The organism is Gluconobacter sp. NFX36, assembly GCF_049887835.1.
Taxonomy (GTDB): Bacteria; Pseudomonadota; Alphaproteobacteria; order Acetobacterales; family Acetobacteraceae; genus Gluconobacter; species Gluconobacter japonicus_A.
Map to the genome: position 1 here is coordinate 183,660 of NZ_JAGEKJ010000004.1, position 15,583 is coordinate 199,242.

General features: G+C 58.0%; 15 protein-coding genes. 7 read left to right on the forward strand and 8 right to left on the reverse strand.

The window, feature by feature from the left end; translation table 11 throughout:
* Positions 1-97: 97 nt before the first annotated feature.
* From J4P41_RS05765 to J4P41_RS05785, 5 genes are read right to left on the reverse strand one after another with little or no spacing between them, the layout of a single operon-like run.
* Entirely contained in the window at positions 98-1,081 is a 984-nt protein-coding gene (locus J4P41_RS05765) for a zinc-dependent alcohol dehydrogenase family protein (protein ID WP_426066388.1), read from the reverse strand.
* A 20-nt stretch (positions 1,082-1,101) separates the two neighbouring features.
* Positions 1,102-2,130, reverse strand: a complete 1,029-nt coding sequence (gene adhP, locus J4P41_RS05770; protein ID WP_010502028.1) for an alcohol dehydrogenase AdhP — start codon at positions 2,128-2,130, stop codon at positions 1,102-1,104.
* Between the two features lie 24 nt (positions 2,131-2,154).
* Positions 2,155-3,576, reverse strand: a complete 1,422-nt coding sequence (locus tag J4P41_RS05775) for an NAD(P)(+) transhydrogenase (Re/Si-specific) subunit beta (RefSeq protein ID WP_426066389.1) — start codon at positions 3,574-3,576, stop codon at positions 2,155-2,157.
* The gene (locus tag J4P41_RS05780; RefSeq protein ID WP_010502024.1) at positions 3,573-3,893 is read right to left on the reverse strand and encodes an NAD(P) transhydrogenase subunit alpha; all 321 of its coding nucleotides are present in this window, start codon (positions 3,891-3,893) and stop codon (positions 3,573-3,575) included. The genes J4P41_RS05775 and J4P41_RS05780 overlap by 4 nt, the downstream gene beginning before the upstream one ends.
* Positions 3,890-5,110, reverse strand: a complete 1,221-nt coding sequence (locus tag J4P41_RS05785) for an NAD(P) transhydrogenase subunit alpha (protein ID WP_426066390.1) — start codon at positions 5,108-5,110, stop codon at positions 3,890-3,892. Before J4P41_RS05785 ends, J4P41_RS05780 begins: the two co-directional genes overlap by 4 nt.
* 330 nt (positions 5,111-5,440) lie before the next feature.
* Here J4P41_RS05785 and dnaG point away from each other — a divergent pair, with 330 nt between their 5' ends.
* From dnaG to J4P41_RS05820, 7 genes are all read left to right on the forward strand, one after another.
* Positions 5,441-7,282, forward strand: a complete 1,842-nt coding sequence (dnaG, locus tag J4P41_RS05790) for a DNA primase (RefSeq protein WP_426066391.1) — start codon at positions 5,441-5,443, stop codon at positions 7,280-7,282.
* 134 nt (positions 7,283-7,416) lie between these two features.
* On the forward strand, positions 7,417-9,366 hold the full coding sequence (gene rpoD, locus J4P41_RS05795) for an RNA polymerase sigma factor RpoD (RefSeq protein ID WP_426066392.1): 1,950 nt from the start codon (positions 7,417-7,419) through the stop codon (positions 9,364-9,366).
* A gap of 11 nt (positions 9,367-9,377) precedes the next feature.
* Positions 9,378-9,950, forward strand: coding sequence for a GNAT family N-acetyltransferase (locus J4P41_RS05800; RefSeq protein WP_010502017.1), 573 nt, complete (start codon positions 9,378-9,380; stop codon positions 9,948-9,950).
* Positions 9,951-10,107: 157 nt separating this feature from the next.
* Positions 10,108-10,590 (forward strand): 30S ribosomal protein S6, encoded by a 483-nt coding sequence (gene rpsF / locus J4P41_RS05805; RefSeq protein ID WP_010502015.1) that lies wholly within the window; start codon positions 10,108-10,110, stop codon positions 10,588-10,590.
* A gap of 5 nt (positions 10,591-10,595) precedes the next feature.
* Positions 10,596-10,877, forward strand: coding sequence for a 30S ribosomal protein S18 (gene rpsR, locus J4P41_RS05810; RefSeq protein WP_007282799.1), 282 nt, complete (start codon positions 10,596-10,598; stop codon positions 10,875-10,877).
* A gap of 10 nt (positions 10,878-10,887) precedes the next feature.
* A complete protein-coding gene (gene rplI, locus J4P41_RS05815) occupies positions 10,888-11,481 on the forward strand; it encodes a 50S ribosomal protein L9 (RefSeq protein WP_010502011.1) in 594 nt (197 codons plus the stop codon).
* A 137-nt stretch (positions 11,482-11,618) separates the two neighbouring features.
* Positions 11,619-12,839, forward strand: coding sequence for a class I SAM-dependent methyltransferase (locus tag J4P41_RS05820; RefSeq protein ID WP_426066393.1), 1,221 nt, complete (start codon positions 11,619-11,621; stop codon positions 12,837-12,839).
* Here J4P41_RS05820 and J4P41_RS05825 read toward each other — a convergent pair.
* From J4P41_RS05825 to J4P41_RS05835, 3 genes are read right to left on the reverse strand one after another with little or no spacing between them, the layout of a single operon-like run.
* Entirely contained in the window at positions 12,828-13,376 is a 549-nt protein-coding gene (locus tag J4P41_RS05825; RefSeq protein ID WP_156470792.1) for a DNA-3-methyladenine glycosylase I, read from the reverse strand. The genes J4P41_RS05820 and J4P41_RS05825 overlap by 12 nt on opposite strands.
* A gap of 22 nt (positions 13,377-13,398) precedes the next feature.
* The gene (gene rsmA / locus J4P41_RS05830; protein WP_426066394.1) at positions 13,399-14,223 is read right to left on the reverse strand and encodes a 16S rRNA (adenine(1518)-N(6)/adenine(1519)-N(6))-dimethyltransferase RsmA; all 825 of its coding nucleotides are present in this window, start codon (positions 14,221-14,223) and stop codon (positions 13,399-13,401) included.
* 1 nt (position 14,224) lies between these two features.
* The gene (locus J4P41_RS05835) at positions 14,225-15,583 is read right to left on the reverse strand and encodes a peptidylprolyl isomerase (RefSeq protein WP_426066395.1); all 1,359 of its coding nucleotides are present in this window, start codon (positions 15,581-15,583) and stop codon (positions 14,225-14,227) included.

Consider the following 15,583-nt stretch of genomic DNA (forward strand, 5'->3'; position numbering starts at 1 on the left):
AAATAAGAATACCCGGCTGTTTGGGACGGTTTCAAGAGATCTTTTCAGGAATAAGGAAGATCTGTCTGACGGCAGAAACGGGAATATTTTCTGTGTGTTATGGGATCAGAACGGCGGCACCTTCAAAGCGGCCGTGCCGCAAATCGTCGAGAGCCTGATTGGCGTCTTTGAGGGCATAAGGGGTGTTCGTCACCTTGATGCCGATCTCTGGTGCCAGTTTCAGAAAATCCAGTCCGTCCTGCCGGGTTAGATTGGCAACGGAGACGATTTCGCGTTCTTCCCAAAGCGTATCATAGGAAAAAGACGGGATCGGGCTCATGTGGATGCCGCCACATACGACCTTTCCACCCTTGCGGACGGCTTTCAGTCCGGCGGGGACCAGATCTCCGACAGGTGCAAACAGGATTACGGCGTCAAGCTGTTCGGGTGGGAGTTCGTCTGAACCGCCTGCCCAAACTGCGCCAAGGGAGCGGGCAAAGGCCTGCTTCTCTGTGTCTCCGGGGGATGTGAAGGCATAAACCTCGCGTCCCTGCCAGCGCAGCACCTGAATGATGATGTGAGCGGCGGCTCCGAAGCCATAAAGGCCAATCTTTTTGCCGTCCCCAGCTTTGCTGAGACAGCGCCAGCCGATCAGGCCAGCGCAGAGCAAGGGAGCAAGGTCTTTGTCTTCCCCCTTGTCACCCATAGGAAAAGCATATCTTGCATCAGCAACCGTCATGGTCGCGTAGCCGCCATTGCGGGTGAAGCCTGTGAAAAGCGGATGGTCGCAGAGATTTTCCATCCCGTGTGTACAGTAATAGCAATGCCCACAGGTATGGCCGAGCCACGGGATACCGACCCGTTCCCCAATACTCAGGCCCGTAACGTTGCTTCCGAGTTTATCAATTCGCCCGACGATTTCATGGCCGGGGATAATCGGAAGGGTAGGGTTGGCGAGTTCGCCGTCTACGACATGCAGGTCTGTGCGGCAGACGCCGCAGGCCCCGATGCGGATGCGGATTTCGTCCGGTCCTGGTTCGGGGTCTGGCAGCTCCACCCATTCCAGAGGTTGGTGGTGTTGGCGGAGCTGCATGGCAAACATGGGGTGTGCTTTCTAAGGTCTCAGGAACGGAAATCCAGAACCGTGCGGCCCTGGAGGCGTCCATTCTTGAGGTTGTCGAAGATCGTGTTGATGTTCTCGATCTTGTCTGCGGTGACGACGGATTTTACTTTGCCGCGGGCAAAGAAATCCATGGCTTCGATCATGTCGAGCCGTGTGCCGACGATGGATCCGCGAATGGTTGTGCCATTCATGACCATATCAAAGATCGACACCGGGAAGTCTCCGGGGGGCAGTCCGTTCAGAACAATTGTGCCTCCACGGCGGGCATAACCCATGGCCTGCGAGAACGCGGTGCGGCCCACAGCCGTGACGAGAGCACCGTGAGCACCGCCGACTTCCTGTTGGATAAAGGCGGCCGGGTCCTTGTCCTTGGCATTGACGGTCAGGGCAGCGCCAAGCTTTTTGGCGGTGGCGAGTTTGTCGTCGTCAATATCGACGGCCACGACATTCATGCCCATGGCGACTGCGTATTGAACGGCCATCTGACCCAGACCGCCAACACCTGAAATAGCCATCCACTGACCGGGGTGAGCCTCGGTCATCTTGAGGCCCTTGTAGACAGTGAGGCCGGCGCAGAGGACTGGTGCTGCCTGAAGCGGGTCAATGGTGCTGGGCAGGTGTGCGACATAGTTCGGGTCTGCGACGACATATTCGGCGAAGCAGCCATTGACCGTGTAGCCGGTGTCGTCCTGATCCTTGCACAGTGTCTCCCAGCCCCCCAGACAGTGTTCGCAATGGCCACAGGCGGAATAGAGCCAGGGTACACCGACCATGTCTCCAACCTTGGAGTGTTTGACCTGGCTACCAACTGCAACGATGTGGCCGACGCCTTCGTGGCCGGGAATGAACGGAGGATTAGGCTTTGCTGGCCAGTCTCCTTCCGCAGCATGAAGGTCGGTGTGGCACACCCCACAGGTATCGACCTTGACGAGGATCTGGTCGGGCCGGATCTCGGGGATGGGAAGCCTCTCAACGGAGAGAGGCTTTCCGAACTCGCGGACGACGGCAGCTAGCATTGTATCAGCCATTGAAGTGTCTCCTTGAGAACTGGTTTACGATGTGCCGAGCGCCTTGACGGCTTCGACCATCTTGCTGAGGACGGCCTGCGCGTCGCCGAAGACCATGGCGCAGTTGTCCTGGAAGAAGAGCGGGTTTTCGACGGCAGAATAACCCATGCCCATGCCACGTTTGATGACGAAGACCTGATGGGCCTTATCGGCGTTCAGGATCGGCATGCCGTAGATCGGAGAGGATTTGTCTGTGCGAGCCGACGGGTTCACCACGTCATTGGCGCCGATGATGAGGGCGACATCCGTGTCAGCAAAGCTGTCGTTGATGTCTTCCATATCGTAGATCATGTCATACGGGACGCCGGCTTCGGCGAGCAGCACGTTCATGTGGCCCGGCATACGACCGGCGACCGGGTGGATGGCGAACTTGACATCCACGCCTGCGGCCTGAAGCTGCTTGACGAAGTCATACAGCTTGCCCTGAGCCTGAGCGACGGCCAGACCGTAACCCGGAACAATGATGACAGACGAAGCATAGCGCATCGTCGTGGCAGCATCGCCGGGAGCGACGGACTTGGCTTCTTTCTGCGGACCTGTGGCCGTGGAGGCAGAAGCTTCACCGAAATTACTGAACAGCACGTTGGAAATGGAGCGGTTCATGCCTTTGGCCATCATGACCGTCAGCAGTGTACCGGCAGAACCCACGACCATACCGGCGATCATCAGGGCCGGATCGGCCATAACATAGCCTTCGAGGCCGACGGCCAGGCCCGTGAAGGCGTTGTAGAGCGAGATCACGACCGGCATGTCTGCGCCGCCGATGGGGATCGTCATGCAGATACCAGCCAGCAGGGCGCCGATGAAGAATAGCAGTGTGGCGATACCGCCGCCATCCTGATGGTACAGGAAGGCTGCCATGATGCCGAGCAGGACGGTCAACATGAAGACGGCTGCATTGACGATCCGTTGGCCACCAAAGCGGATCGGCTTGTTCATCCGGCCATCGAGTTTGGCCCAGGCGATGATGGAACCTGACAGGGACATGCTGCCGATCAGGCCACCGGCGACGGTGACGAGAAGCGGAACGATGCCTGTTTCTTTCGGGCCGGTCAGGGCGATGACGGACACAGCTGCGGCGGCACCGCCACCCATGCCGTTGAAGAGAGCGACCATCTGCGGCATCGCCGTCATGGCAACGCTGCGGCCTTTCCAGCCAGCCCAGCCACCACCGATGACAAGGGCAAGAATGGCCAGAATGACATTGACGACCAGATGCGGCTTTGCGGCTTCAGAAACGCTGAAAATGCCGAGGAAGCTGGCTGCCGTGACGAACAGCATACCCCAACCTGCCGTCACAATGCCGGAAACGGCCGTGACGGGAGAGGACATGCGCTTGAGGCCATAGACTAGCAGGCCGGAGGCGATAAGGGCGCTGATGGCGACGATATATTCGAGGAGGATCATTTCTGCGCTCCCTTCTGCGGAGCAGCTTTGTCACTGGGCTTGAACATGGCCAGCATACGGTCTGTCACGACGTAACCGCCGACGACGTTACCGGCACCCATGACGACGCCAAGGAAGCCGACGATCTGTTCAAGGACGGAAGAGGCGTTGAACAGGGCTGTTAGCGCACCTACGACCACGATGCCGTGCACGAAGTTCGAGCCGGACATCAGCGGTGTGTGCAGAATGGAGGGCACGCGGCTGATGACCTCGTAGCCCGTAAAGGCGGCGAGCATGAAGATGTAGAGCGCGATGATGAAGGTCATTGCGGTGATCATCGTGCGGCCTCCTGTCCTGAAGCCTGTGCCGGTGCGGCGGGGGCGGCAGCCGGGGCAGGGGGTTGTGGTGCGGGCGGTGCCGGGGAATTCGGATCGACGGCCGTGCGGATGCCCTCGTTCGTGATGTAGCCATCATGCGTGAGGGCGGTGCCGGAAATCACTTCGTCCGTGAAGTCCAGCTGGATCTGACCGTCTTTGGTCAGGATCTGCTGGAGCAGGTGCATGATATTCTTGGAGTATAGTTCACTGGCCTGAAGAGCGAGCATGGACGGAACATTGATCGGGCCCACGATCGTGGTCGGGCCAACTTGTACGGTCTGGCCAGCCTGTGTGCCCTCACAGTTGCCGCCGCCTTCTGCCCCAAGGTCGATGATGACGGACCCAGGCTTCATGGCCTTGATCTGCTCGGCATCAATCAGGCGCGGAGCCTTCTTGCCGGGGACGGCTGCTGTGGTGACAATCAGGTCAGCGCGGGCGATGTGATCACTGATGGCCTTGCGGACCGTCTGCTTTTCTTCATCCGTCAATTCGCGGGCATAACCGCCCTTGCCAGTGGCATCCACGCCGGTATCGACGAATTTGGCACCCAGAGACTGTGCTTCTTCGCGTGTCTCAGGTCGGACGTCATAGCCTTCCGTCACCGCACCAAGGCGCTTGGCCGTGGCGAGGGCCTGTAGGCCAGCGACGCCAAGGCCCATGACCAGAACCTGTGCGGCCCGCAGGGAGCCAACGGCGGTGGTCATCATGGGAAGGATCTTGGTCATGTGCACGGACCCGAGCAGCACGGCGTAATAGCCTGCGAGGGTTGCCTGACTGGACAGGGCGTCCATGGCCTGTGCGCGGGAAATGCGGGGAACCAGCTCCATGGCGAAGCAGGTCACTTTCTGGTCGCGCAGGGCCTTGACCAGATCTGGATGGTTTCGGCCGTAGATGAAGGACACCAGAATGGCGCCGGGCTTCATGGCCTGAACGGTTTCAATGGTTGGCGGCTGAACGGCGAGGACGATGTCCGCGTCGCTGAGCAGGGTCTTCCTGTCTGTTGAAAGGGTTACGTCTTTATAGGTTTCATCCGGGTAGGAAGAGGCGGCACCGGCCCCGTTTTCCATCGCGAAAGAGACGCCGAGGCTGCTGAGGCGCTCGACAACCTGCGGGATCAGGGCGACGCGGCGTTCGCCACCTTCGTCCTGTTCTTTTAATACCGTGATTTTGACGGTCATAGGTTGGAATCCTGCGTCTTTAATCTTTTGTGAAGGCGCGACTCATCCACCCCACTAAAGGGATGCAGGGGCCTGAGCCTCGTTCGACTGCCATATTGACGCTATATTTGCCTCTCTTCCCTTGATGGGTGTCAAAAGAAAAAAAAGTTTCTTTCATTTGACATAATGTAAGCGGCGACAGGCCGAAAAGCGGTTACGATTATTTCTGAAACGGATGGTTCTGCCTGTAACCAGCAGGTTTGCTCAGATTGGAGATGATGGATTTTCTTTTCCGCTCGCGGTAAGACGCATCCTTCCTGACAGAATTGATTGAAAGGCTCCTGCTGCCCCATGGCATTTGATGCTGCCTTTCTGGATGAACTCCGCAACCGGACGCCCCTGGCCTCCCTGATCGGGCGGCGGAACAAGCTCGTTCGCTCGGGCCGGAACTGGAAAACATGCTGTCCTTTCCATGGGGAAAAGACGCCGTCTTTCTACGTCTATGACGACCATTTCCATTGTTTCGGCTGTGGCGCGCATGGCGATGCGATTTCGTTTGTCATGCAGAGCGATGGCCGGAGTTTTCCGGAGGCTGTGGAGCAGCTCGCCGCTGAAGCCGGACTTGAAGTTCCGAAGCAGGACCCACGCAGTGAGGCACGTGCGCGCGAGGTCAAATCTCTTGGGGACGTGCTGTCTCTTGTTCAGGCGAGCTACCGGCGTCGGCTTTCTCTTCCGGAAGGGCGGGAAGGGTTGGCTTACCTTCGTGGACGTGGGTTGAGTGACGCAACGATAGAGCGGTTCGGATTGGGCTGGTCTGGCGATGGGAGGCATCTGGTCGAAGAACTGCGTGCCCATGATGTGACGCCTGAAATGCTGGTACAGGCTGGCATCCTGCGCGTGGATGATCGGGGACAGCCCAAGGGCGAACTGTTCTTCAATCGCGTGACGTTTCCAATCCGGGACCGGCGCGGGAAAATCATTTCCTTCGGCGCACGGACTTTGGGCGACGGCCAGCCGAAATATCTGAATGGACCGGAAACGGCGCTCTTTTCCAAACGACGGACCCTCTACAATCTTGATCTGGCCCGTGAGGCTGTCCACAAGGGCGCCGAGCTGGTTGTGGTCGAGGGGTATATGGATGTCATTGCTCTGGATCAGGCCGGGTTTGGGGGAGCGGTGGCTCCTTTAGGAACTGCGCTTGGAGAAGAGCAGCTTGATCTTCTCTGGCGGATGACGCCGTCTCCCATTCTGTGTCTGGATGGGGATGCGGCTGGCGCGCGTGCGGCTTTGCGTGTGTGTGAAGTGGCGCTGCCTCTGTTGTCGCCAGAAAGGACGCTCCGCTTCTGCCGTCTTGATCCAAAAGATGACCCGGACAGTCTGATCCGTTCGCGCGGGGCTGGCGCGATGGGGGAAGCATTGTCGGGCGCAACGTCTCTGGCAACGGAACTGTTTGGGTTGATGACGGGGAATATGTCGGACCCCGGTCCTGATCAGCGGGCGGCGCTTCGCGAAAAGCTGGTGGCGCTTTCGAAGCTGATTCCGGATCGTGCCCTGTCTTCCGAGTATCGCAGCACGTTTCTGGATATGTTTTTCGCGCGTTTCCGGCGTGGCGGAGGCGGTGGAAAAAAGCCGTTTCAGAAGAAAGGTGCGCCGCTGCCCCTGTCGACGCAGGCTCCGGGAGAGATGCGTCATATCGAGCAGGGGAGTGTGGAGCGGCTGAATATTCTGACGGCGCTGCTTTTGCGGTATCCGGACATTCTTCCTGAGGTGGAGCAAGCCTATAGCAGTCTGGCGCTTCCCGGTGATCTGGATCGGATTCGCGCGGCCCTTCTGGACTGGGCCTGTCAGGACGAGGATCTGACGGAAGAGAACTGTCAGCACTGGATCGAGAATCATGGCCTGACGGATATCGTAACCGCCGTTACGGAAAGTCCGATGCCTCGTGAAGTGGGTCTTGGAAAGGACCGGGACGATGTTCTCAAGGTCGATGTCGTGGAAAGCTGGTGGCACTTTTACGGGCTTGTAAATTTTCGAAATTTCGAGCGCGAAGTGGCCAATGATATTCAGGCAACCATCATGCAGGTTTACTCTGGAAGAGGTAGCGGAGACGGTTCTTTTCCGGAAAGTCTTCTGGCCCGGATGCGTGTTCTGGAGGCGTTGCGTCGGGGTGAGGATGTGGAAGAAGAGGGCTGAAAAAGGTCGGCGGTAACGTTTTTTCTTGCCTTGAAGTTGCATTCTTTTTCGTCTGAACCTTGACTTACAGCTCAGGATCGACCACCTGCACGCTGCCGAATTGCTTGCTTTCGGTGGAGTTGAGGGAGAGACGCATGGCGACGAAAACAGCCTCTGGTACGGATCGGAACGCGCAGGAACAGGAGGGGGATGCCACTCTTCTTGATACGCAGTCCGCTGCCGTAAAGCGGCTGATCGCCAAAGGGCGTGAGCGTGGCCACATCACGTTTGACGAGCTGAACGCCGTTCTGCCGCAGGACCAGATGTCCTCTGAGCAGATCGAAGACGTGATGGCAGCTCTGTCGGAAATGGGCATCCAGGTTCTCGAGAACGAAGAACAGGATGAGGCTGAGACGACTCAGGACGAGGCCAAGGAAGAAGCTGAGGAATCCGATGAACCGCAGGGTGGTAACATCGACGCCGAAGCTGCCAGCCGGACGGATGATCCGGTGCGCATGTACCTGCGCGAGATGGGCTCGGTGGAGTTGCTGTCTCGCGAAGGCGAAATTGCCATCGCAAAGCGGATTGAGGCTGGTCGGGACGAAATGATTGGTGGGCTTTGCGAAAGCCCACTGACGATCCGTGCCATCATTTCCTGGCATGAGCGCCTCAAGGACGGCGAGATGCTACTTCGCGATATCGTGGATCTGGAGGCCAGCCAGTCTGGTGGTCCAGGACCTGAAGACGAAGAGGGCGAAGAAGGCGAAGAACCTGCTGACGACGATAGCGATGATGATGCCGAGGACGGTGACGGCGAGCAGCAGGAAGGCAGCGGCCTTTCCCTGTCCGCTCTGGAAGAGAAGCTGAAGCCGGAAATCCTGGCCCGCTTTGAAGCCATTGAGCCGCTGTATCACAAGCTGCGTCAGTTGCAGACCAAGCGTCTGGAAGCGTTGACCGCGGGTGAGGAATCAACGGACAAGTCCGAGCAGGTTTACGAAGAACTGCGTCGTGAACTGGTGACGCTGGTTGAGCAGGTTCATCTGCACAATAACCGGATCGAAGAACTGGTTGCGCAGATCAAGGTTCATGTTCAGCGCCTGAATACTCTGGAAGGCCGAATGCTGCGTCTTGCGGAAAGCTGCAAGATCACGCGCGACGACTTCCTGCTGAAATACCGTAATCGCGAGATGGACCCGACCTGGATCGACTTCATCTGCACCCTGCCGGGTAAGGGCTGGAAGACGCTGACAACCCGCCATCTGGAGCAGCTTCGCAGTCTGCGTGGAGAACTCTCTGCGCTGGCGCATGAAACAGGTCTTCCGGTTGGCGAGTTCCGTCGTGTGTATGCGACTATTTCCCGCGGTGAGCGTGATTCCACGCGTGCCAAGAAGGAAATGATCGAGGCCAACCTGCGTCTCGTGATCTCGATTGCCAAGAAATACACGAACCGTGGTCTACAGTTCCTGGATCTGATTCAGGAAGGCAACATCGGTCTGATGAAGGCGGTGGATAAATTCGAGTACCGTCGCGGTTACAAGTTCTCGACCTATGCCACCTGGTGGATCCGTCAGGCGATCACGCGTTCCATCGCGGATCAGGCCAAGACGATCCGTATTCCGGTGCATATGATCGAGACGATCAACAAGCTGGTGCGGACGTCCCGTCAGATGCTGCATGAGATCGGGCGTGAGCCTGCTCCGGAAGAGTTGGCTGAAAAGCTTGGCATGCCGCTGGAGAAGGTTCGCAAGGTTCTGAAGATCGCCAAGGAGCCGATCTCTCTGGAGACGCCGATTGGTGATGAGGAAGACAGCCATCTCGGTGACTTCATCGAGGATAAGACGGCCGTCATTCCGCTGGACGCTGCGATCCAGACGAACCTGCGTGAAGCCACAACCCGCGTTCTGGCATCCCTGACGCCTCGTGAAGAGCGTGTGCTTCGCATGCGTTTCGGCATCGGTATGAACACGGATCACACGCTTGAGGAAGTTGGGCAGCAGTTCAACGTGACCCGTGAGCGTATCCGTCAGATCGAGGCGAAGGCGCTTCGTAAGCTCAAGCATCCGAGCCGTAGCCGTAAGCTGCGGTCTTTCCTCGACGATAACTGATCGTCGGGGGTATGGTGCCGGACTGGCTCAGTCCAAAGGGGGCATCCACCCGGCTTGAGGTGGATGTCACTTTTCTGGAAACGCGTACGTCCTGCGCGTCTCCAGTGCTTCCGGATGGTTTGTCCCTTGAACGGGTTCTACCACCGGCCCTCACACTTTATCGCCAGCTCTACCGCGATGTCGGAGAAGACTATTGCTGGTGGATGCGGCGCCCGATGCCGGATGCGCAGCTCGCGGAAATCCTGCATGATCCCTCCGTTTATTTTATGGTGCTTTGGGATGCCGCCGGAGTTGCTCTTGGGTTCTATGAACTGGATCTGAGAGACCACGGGGATGCCAATCTGGCCTATTTCGGTCTGGTGCCTGCTGCAATCGGTCGGCGGCTTGGGCCTGTTTTGCTGAATTGTGCGGTTTCTCAGGCGTTTGACGCAGGAAGCTGGCGGCTGCGGGTGAATACCTGCACCCTCGATCATCCGCGGGCTCTGACCAATTATCAAAAGGGCGGCTTTGTGATCCGGCATGTCGTGCAGGAAGTCTGGGATGTTCCTGATGAATATCTGCCGCCGAGACTGCGCCGACTCTGAGTTTATCCTTGATTTTCGAAGGTCTGCGTGATTAATGCAGCCTTTCCCTGCCGGGCGATGTGGCGTCGCGCCGGCTATACCCACGCTTTCCTCAAGATTGCACTGTCTCCGGCACGGGCTGGACCAGTTGGGTTGACCTCATCCGAAGGGAGTTTTCATGCCACTGTACGAAAGCGTGCTTATTGCACGTAACGATGTGTCCCAGGCACAGGTCGAAGGCCTGGTCGAGACCATTGAAGCCCTGCTGACCGAGCATGGTGGTTCCATCCAGAAGCGCGAATTCTGGGGCCTCCGTTCGCTCGCATATCGCATCAAGAAGAACCGCAAGGGCCATTACGTCCTGCTCGGTATCGACTGCACCCCTGACACACTGCGTGAACTCGAGCGTCAGCTCGGTCTGAACGAAGACGTGCTGCGCGTTCTGACGCTCCGCGTTGACGAGATCGACGAGACCCCGTCTCCGGTTCTGGCTCGCAAGAACGACGATCGTGGCGAGCGTGGCGGTTTCCGTGGCGGCTCCAAGCCGGCTGGCCGTTTCGAGAGCGGCCGTGGCGGCCCGCGTCGTGGCGGTGAAGACCGTGAAGAGTATCGTGCACGCGGCGAGCATGACGATGCTCGTGAGGCGGCTGGAGCGGAGTAAGAATCATGTCCGAGACAACCACCCCAGAAGTGAACCCGGCTACCCGTCGTACCGCAGTTGGTGCACGTCGCCCGTTCTACCGTCGTCGCAAGTCCTGCCCGTTCTCCGGCCCGAATGCGCCGAAGATCGACTACAAGGACGTGCGTCTGCTGAGCCGCTTCCTTTCCGAGCGCGGCAAGATCGTGCCGAGCCGCATCACGGCCGTTTCGGCCAAGAAGCAGCGTGAGCTGGCGCAGGCTATCAAGCGTGCCCGCTTCCTCGCCCTGCTCCCCTACGTCGTGAGCTGAGGAGAGCACCATGTCCCAGACCGCACTGATCCTGCTCCAGCGGGTCGAGCATCTCGGCCAGATGGGTGATCTTGTCCAGGTGAAGCCGGGTTACGCACGTAACTTCCTGCTTCCGCAGGGCAAGGCCATGCGTGCCACGGCTGCAAACCGCAAGCGTTTCGACACGGAACGTGCGCAGCTTGAAGCCCTGAACATCAAGAAGCGTGAAGAAGCCGAGCGTCTTGCCGAGCGTATGGACAGCCTCTCGGTTGTCATCATCCGCCAAGCCAGCGATAGCGGCAGCCTGTATGGTTCCGTCAGCACGCGCGACATCGCCGTTGCTGCTACGGATGCCGGCCTGACGGTTGCTCGTCAGCAGGTTATTCTGGCTCACCCGATCAAGGTCCTTGGCCTGACGGAAGCCCGCATCGTGCTGCACCCGGAAGTGTCCATTCCGCTGACAGTCAACGTTGCACGTTCTGCTGAAGAAGCTGAGCGCCAGGCCCGCGGCGAAGCCGTTGGCGTGGAAGAAGAGGATGAGAACATCCTCGGCGAACTGCAGGCCGAGAACGCAGCTGAAGAAGCTGCCGCCGAAGCCGCTGCTGCGGAAGAAGTCGAAGGCTGATTTCGCTGGCATAGCCAAAACAGAGAACCCGGCCGGGTATTCCCGCGCCGGGTTTTTTGTTGTCTGCTCTTCTGGTCAGGAAACTGACAGATGTGTCACGCTTTGTCGTGAGGCGCGTGAACAGGGGGGAGGCAGGTGTGAAACCCATTCTCGATTTCGTTCTGAAGAAATTTATTCAGGTTGGAGTGCTGAGGGTCACGTTCAGTGACGGCACTGTTCATATTTACAGAGGCACCAAGCCCGGCCTTGAAGCAGGGCTTCATCTGAAAACGAAGCAGGCCGAGCGCTCTCTGGTCATCAATTCAGGCCTGGCGTTTGGCGAAGAATATATGGCGGGAGAACTCTCTCCTGAAGGATGTACGCTTGAGACCTTGATGAGGGTTTTAATGGCCAACATCATGGAGGGCGGCCATGTCTTTGAAGAAATCGAGGACCGACTCCGATATTTTGCACGTCCCCTCAAGGGATTAAACTCCCTTAAAAAATCACGTCGCAATGTTGCGCATCATTATGATCTGAACGGTCGCCTTTACGACCTGTTTCTCGACAAGGACCGTCAATATTCCTGCGCTTATTTTGCGCAGGACGACATGACCCTTGAAGAGGCACAGGCTGCGAAGAAGCGGCATATTGCCTCCAAACTGAAACTGGATCGACCAGGGCTTGAGGTTCTGGATATCGGGTGTGGATGGGGTGGTCTGGCTCTGACGCTGGCCAAGGATTATGGCGCCACTGTTGTGGGCATTACCCTCTCGAAAGAACAGCTGGAAGAGGCGCGACGGCGGGTTCGGGAGGAGGGGCTTGAAGGACAGGTTCGCTTCGAACTCATGGATTATCGAAACGTCCGGCATCAGTTTGATCGTGTTGTCTCGGTGGGGATGTTCGAGCATGTGGGCAGAGCCCAGTTCGAGAGGTATTTCCGGGGAATTAAGGATTGCCTGAAGCTGGATGGTATTGCGCTGGTTCATTCCATCGGCCGAACGGACGGGCCCGGAACGACCAATGCATGGCTTCAGAAATATATTTTCCCAGGCGGATACTCTCCTGCTTTGAGCGAGACACTGGCAGCGGTTGAGCGGTCAGGATTATGGGTGACGGACTGTGAAATCCTTCGTCTGCATTATGCCAAAACGATTGCTGAATGGCGGAAGCGGTTTGATGCGAACCGCCAGAAAATCATTGATCTTTATGACGAGCGGTTCGTCCGGATGTTCGAATTGTATCTGATTGGAAGTGAACTGGCGTTTCGCCTGCAGGGGCACATGAATTTTCAGATACAGTTGACGCGATCGGTGGACGCTTTACCGCTCACACGGGATTACATGTACGAGACGGAGCACAAGCCTTCAGAGGTCTGAAGAAACCTCTCTTTTCGGTGTATAGCGAAAGCAGGATGGGTCATGGTCGTGCACCAGACCCACGGCCTGCATCCATGCATAGACGATGACGGGTCCGACGAAACGAAAGCCACGAGACTTCAGTTCTTTTGAAATTTTCAAGGATAGCGGAGACTGGCTCAGGACCGTTCCACTGGGATTATGAAGCGGAGCGTCAGGAACCAGTTTCGAGATGAAATCCGCAAAATCTTCGCCATTGTCTCGCATGGCGAGATAGGCGCGGGCATTCCCGATGGTCGCTACAATTTTGGCACGAGCACGAATAATGCCTTCATCCTGCATCAGCCGATCAACATCGGCATCTGTAAACAGGGCAATTTTTTCCGGGTCAAAACCGGCAAAAGCACGTCGGAACCCTTCTCGACGACGCAGGACAATCAGCCAGGACAGGCCGGCCTGAAAGCTTTCCAGAACCAGAGTTTCCCACAGAAGGCGGCTATCCCGGACAGGGACGCCCCATTCTTCGTCATGGTACTGACGAAGAAGCGGATCTGTCATGGCCCAGCGGCAACGTGGGTGGTCAGGACCGGGAACGGGCAAGGTGCAGTTCTGCAAGACGTGCGAATTCTGCGACCGAAAGGGTTTCGGCGCGTCGGGTTGGTTCGATCCCTGCTTCGGCCAGAAGAGCTTCTCCGCCAATGGACTTGAGGGAGGAGCGGAGCATTTTGCGGCGCTGTCCAAAAGCCGCTGCTGTCACTCGTTCCATGGCACGAAAGAGAGCCGGTTCCGGCTGTTCTGCATGAGGGATCAGGACAGCAACGGCAGAATGGACTTTTGGCGGCGGCGAGAAGGCTCCCGGGGGGATACGGAGGGCGACGGAGCAGGAGGCACACCATTGAGACAGCACGGCCAGCCGGCCATAGGCCGATGTGTCTGGGGCCGCGCAGATACGCTCGGCCACTTCCAGCTGAAACATCAGGGACAGACGTTCCCAGGATGCTGCCTGCTTCAGCCAGCCTACGAGCAGAGGTGTCGCGACGTTATAGGGCAGGTTGGCGATAATCTGACGCGGGGCAGGAGCAAGGCTTGCTGCATCCAGCTTCAGGGCATCCTGACGAACGACATGCAACCGGTCGGGATAATAGCCTGCCAGTTCGTCCAGCAGAGGCCAGGCTCGTTCGTCAATTTCGACGGCATCAACACGCGCTGCGGGACTTTCAAGCAGAGCGCGGGTCAGACCACCGGGTCCCGGGCCAATTTCCACAACGCTGCGGCCTGTCAGATCGCCGCCGAGAGAGACAATCCGGGCGCAGATGCCCGGATCGAGAAGAAAGTGCTGACCGAGAGACTTTTTGGCATCCAGACTATGGGCCTGAATGGTGTCTTTAAGGGAAGGGAGGTTCACGTCAGTTCAGCGCCGGTTTTGCGGCAGGGCGGATGTCGATGATGGAACGACGCTGCAGATCGCGCTGAAGCTGGCGGGACGCCTGTTCCACGCGCTCGTTCATGAGCTGATCGGCAATTTCGCCCGGTGTCTGCTGTGCCAGATTTTTCTGCTGACGGTCACAGACCATAAGCAAGGCAATTCCATCCATGGAAACCAGCGGGCGGCTGACTTTGTTGACGGGCAGCGACTCGATAACCGAGCGCATCTGGGGAGCAAGGCGCTCCAGAACCTGGGTTCCTGGATTGCTGGGGCGCTTTTCCCCGAGAGACTTGTTCAGGGCTTCCAAGGCGTCACAGCTATGGATGGTCTGGATAGCCTGTGTTGCCTTCTGTAAGGAGGCCTGCTGCTGCGGCGTTGGATTCTGCGGGTTCAGAGGCGCATCGAATGGGAAGAACGCCTGTCGCAGTGCGACCAGTGTTCCCATCTGCTTTCCTACGACGCGTTTGGCCTGAACCGTGGCAATGACGAAACCGCCTGCAACCTGAATCGGGTTGGAGATGGCGCCGATTGGCATCTGACGTACGATGTTCACAACCTCTGGATCGAGATTGTCTTCCTGAACCCATCCCATAGAGCCGCCATCAAGCGCCGACTGTGCCTGGGAGAACTGAGCCGCCACAATGGGGAAGGGTGCGCCATTGCGAAGCTGGGTAATGATGGTGCGGGTAAAGGTGAGTTCGTTTTCGTCGTGGCGAGGGTCCGCCACAGGAACGAAAATTTCGCTCATCATGTACTGTGCCCGACCCTGTTCGGCCTGAAGCGCCTGTTCGCGCTGGGCAATCTGCGTTGCCGTGATGCGGCCGCCTTCGCCAAGCTGTTCACGCAGAACCTGCATCCAGCCGATCTGGACACGGATCTGGTCAATCAGGGTGGTCAGAGATACGCCATCAGAAGCAAGACGGTCACGCAGGGCATTTTTGGGCATGCCGTTGCGCTGTTCGATGTTGCTGATGGCTGCGGCAATCTGCTCTGGCTCGACATTGATGTGTCTCTTGAGCATTTCCTGCGTCTTGAGGCGTTCATCAATCAGCTGATGGATAATCTGTCCGCGCATGCGGTTCATGACGTCCGGGCTGACGGGCAGGCCGGTTGAGAGCACGAACAGTTTCGCGCGGTTATCCACATCACGCTGCGTCAGAACCTGGCCGTTGATGACGGCAAGGATCTGATCCTCCGGCGGTGGCTTTGCCGGAGCTGCTGCTTTCTGGGGCACATTTTTATGTGCTGGAGCGGGATGGGCCAAAGCGGCGGGCGCTGCGACAGAGAGAGCCAGCAGGGCAGCCAGGGCCGTAGGTGCGGTGCGTTGGGTCTTGGACAT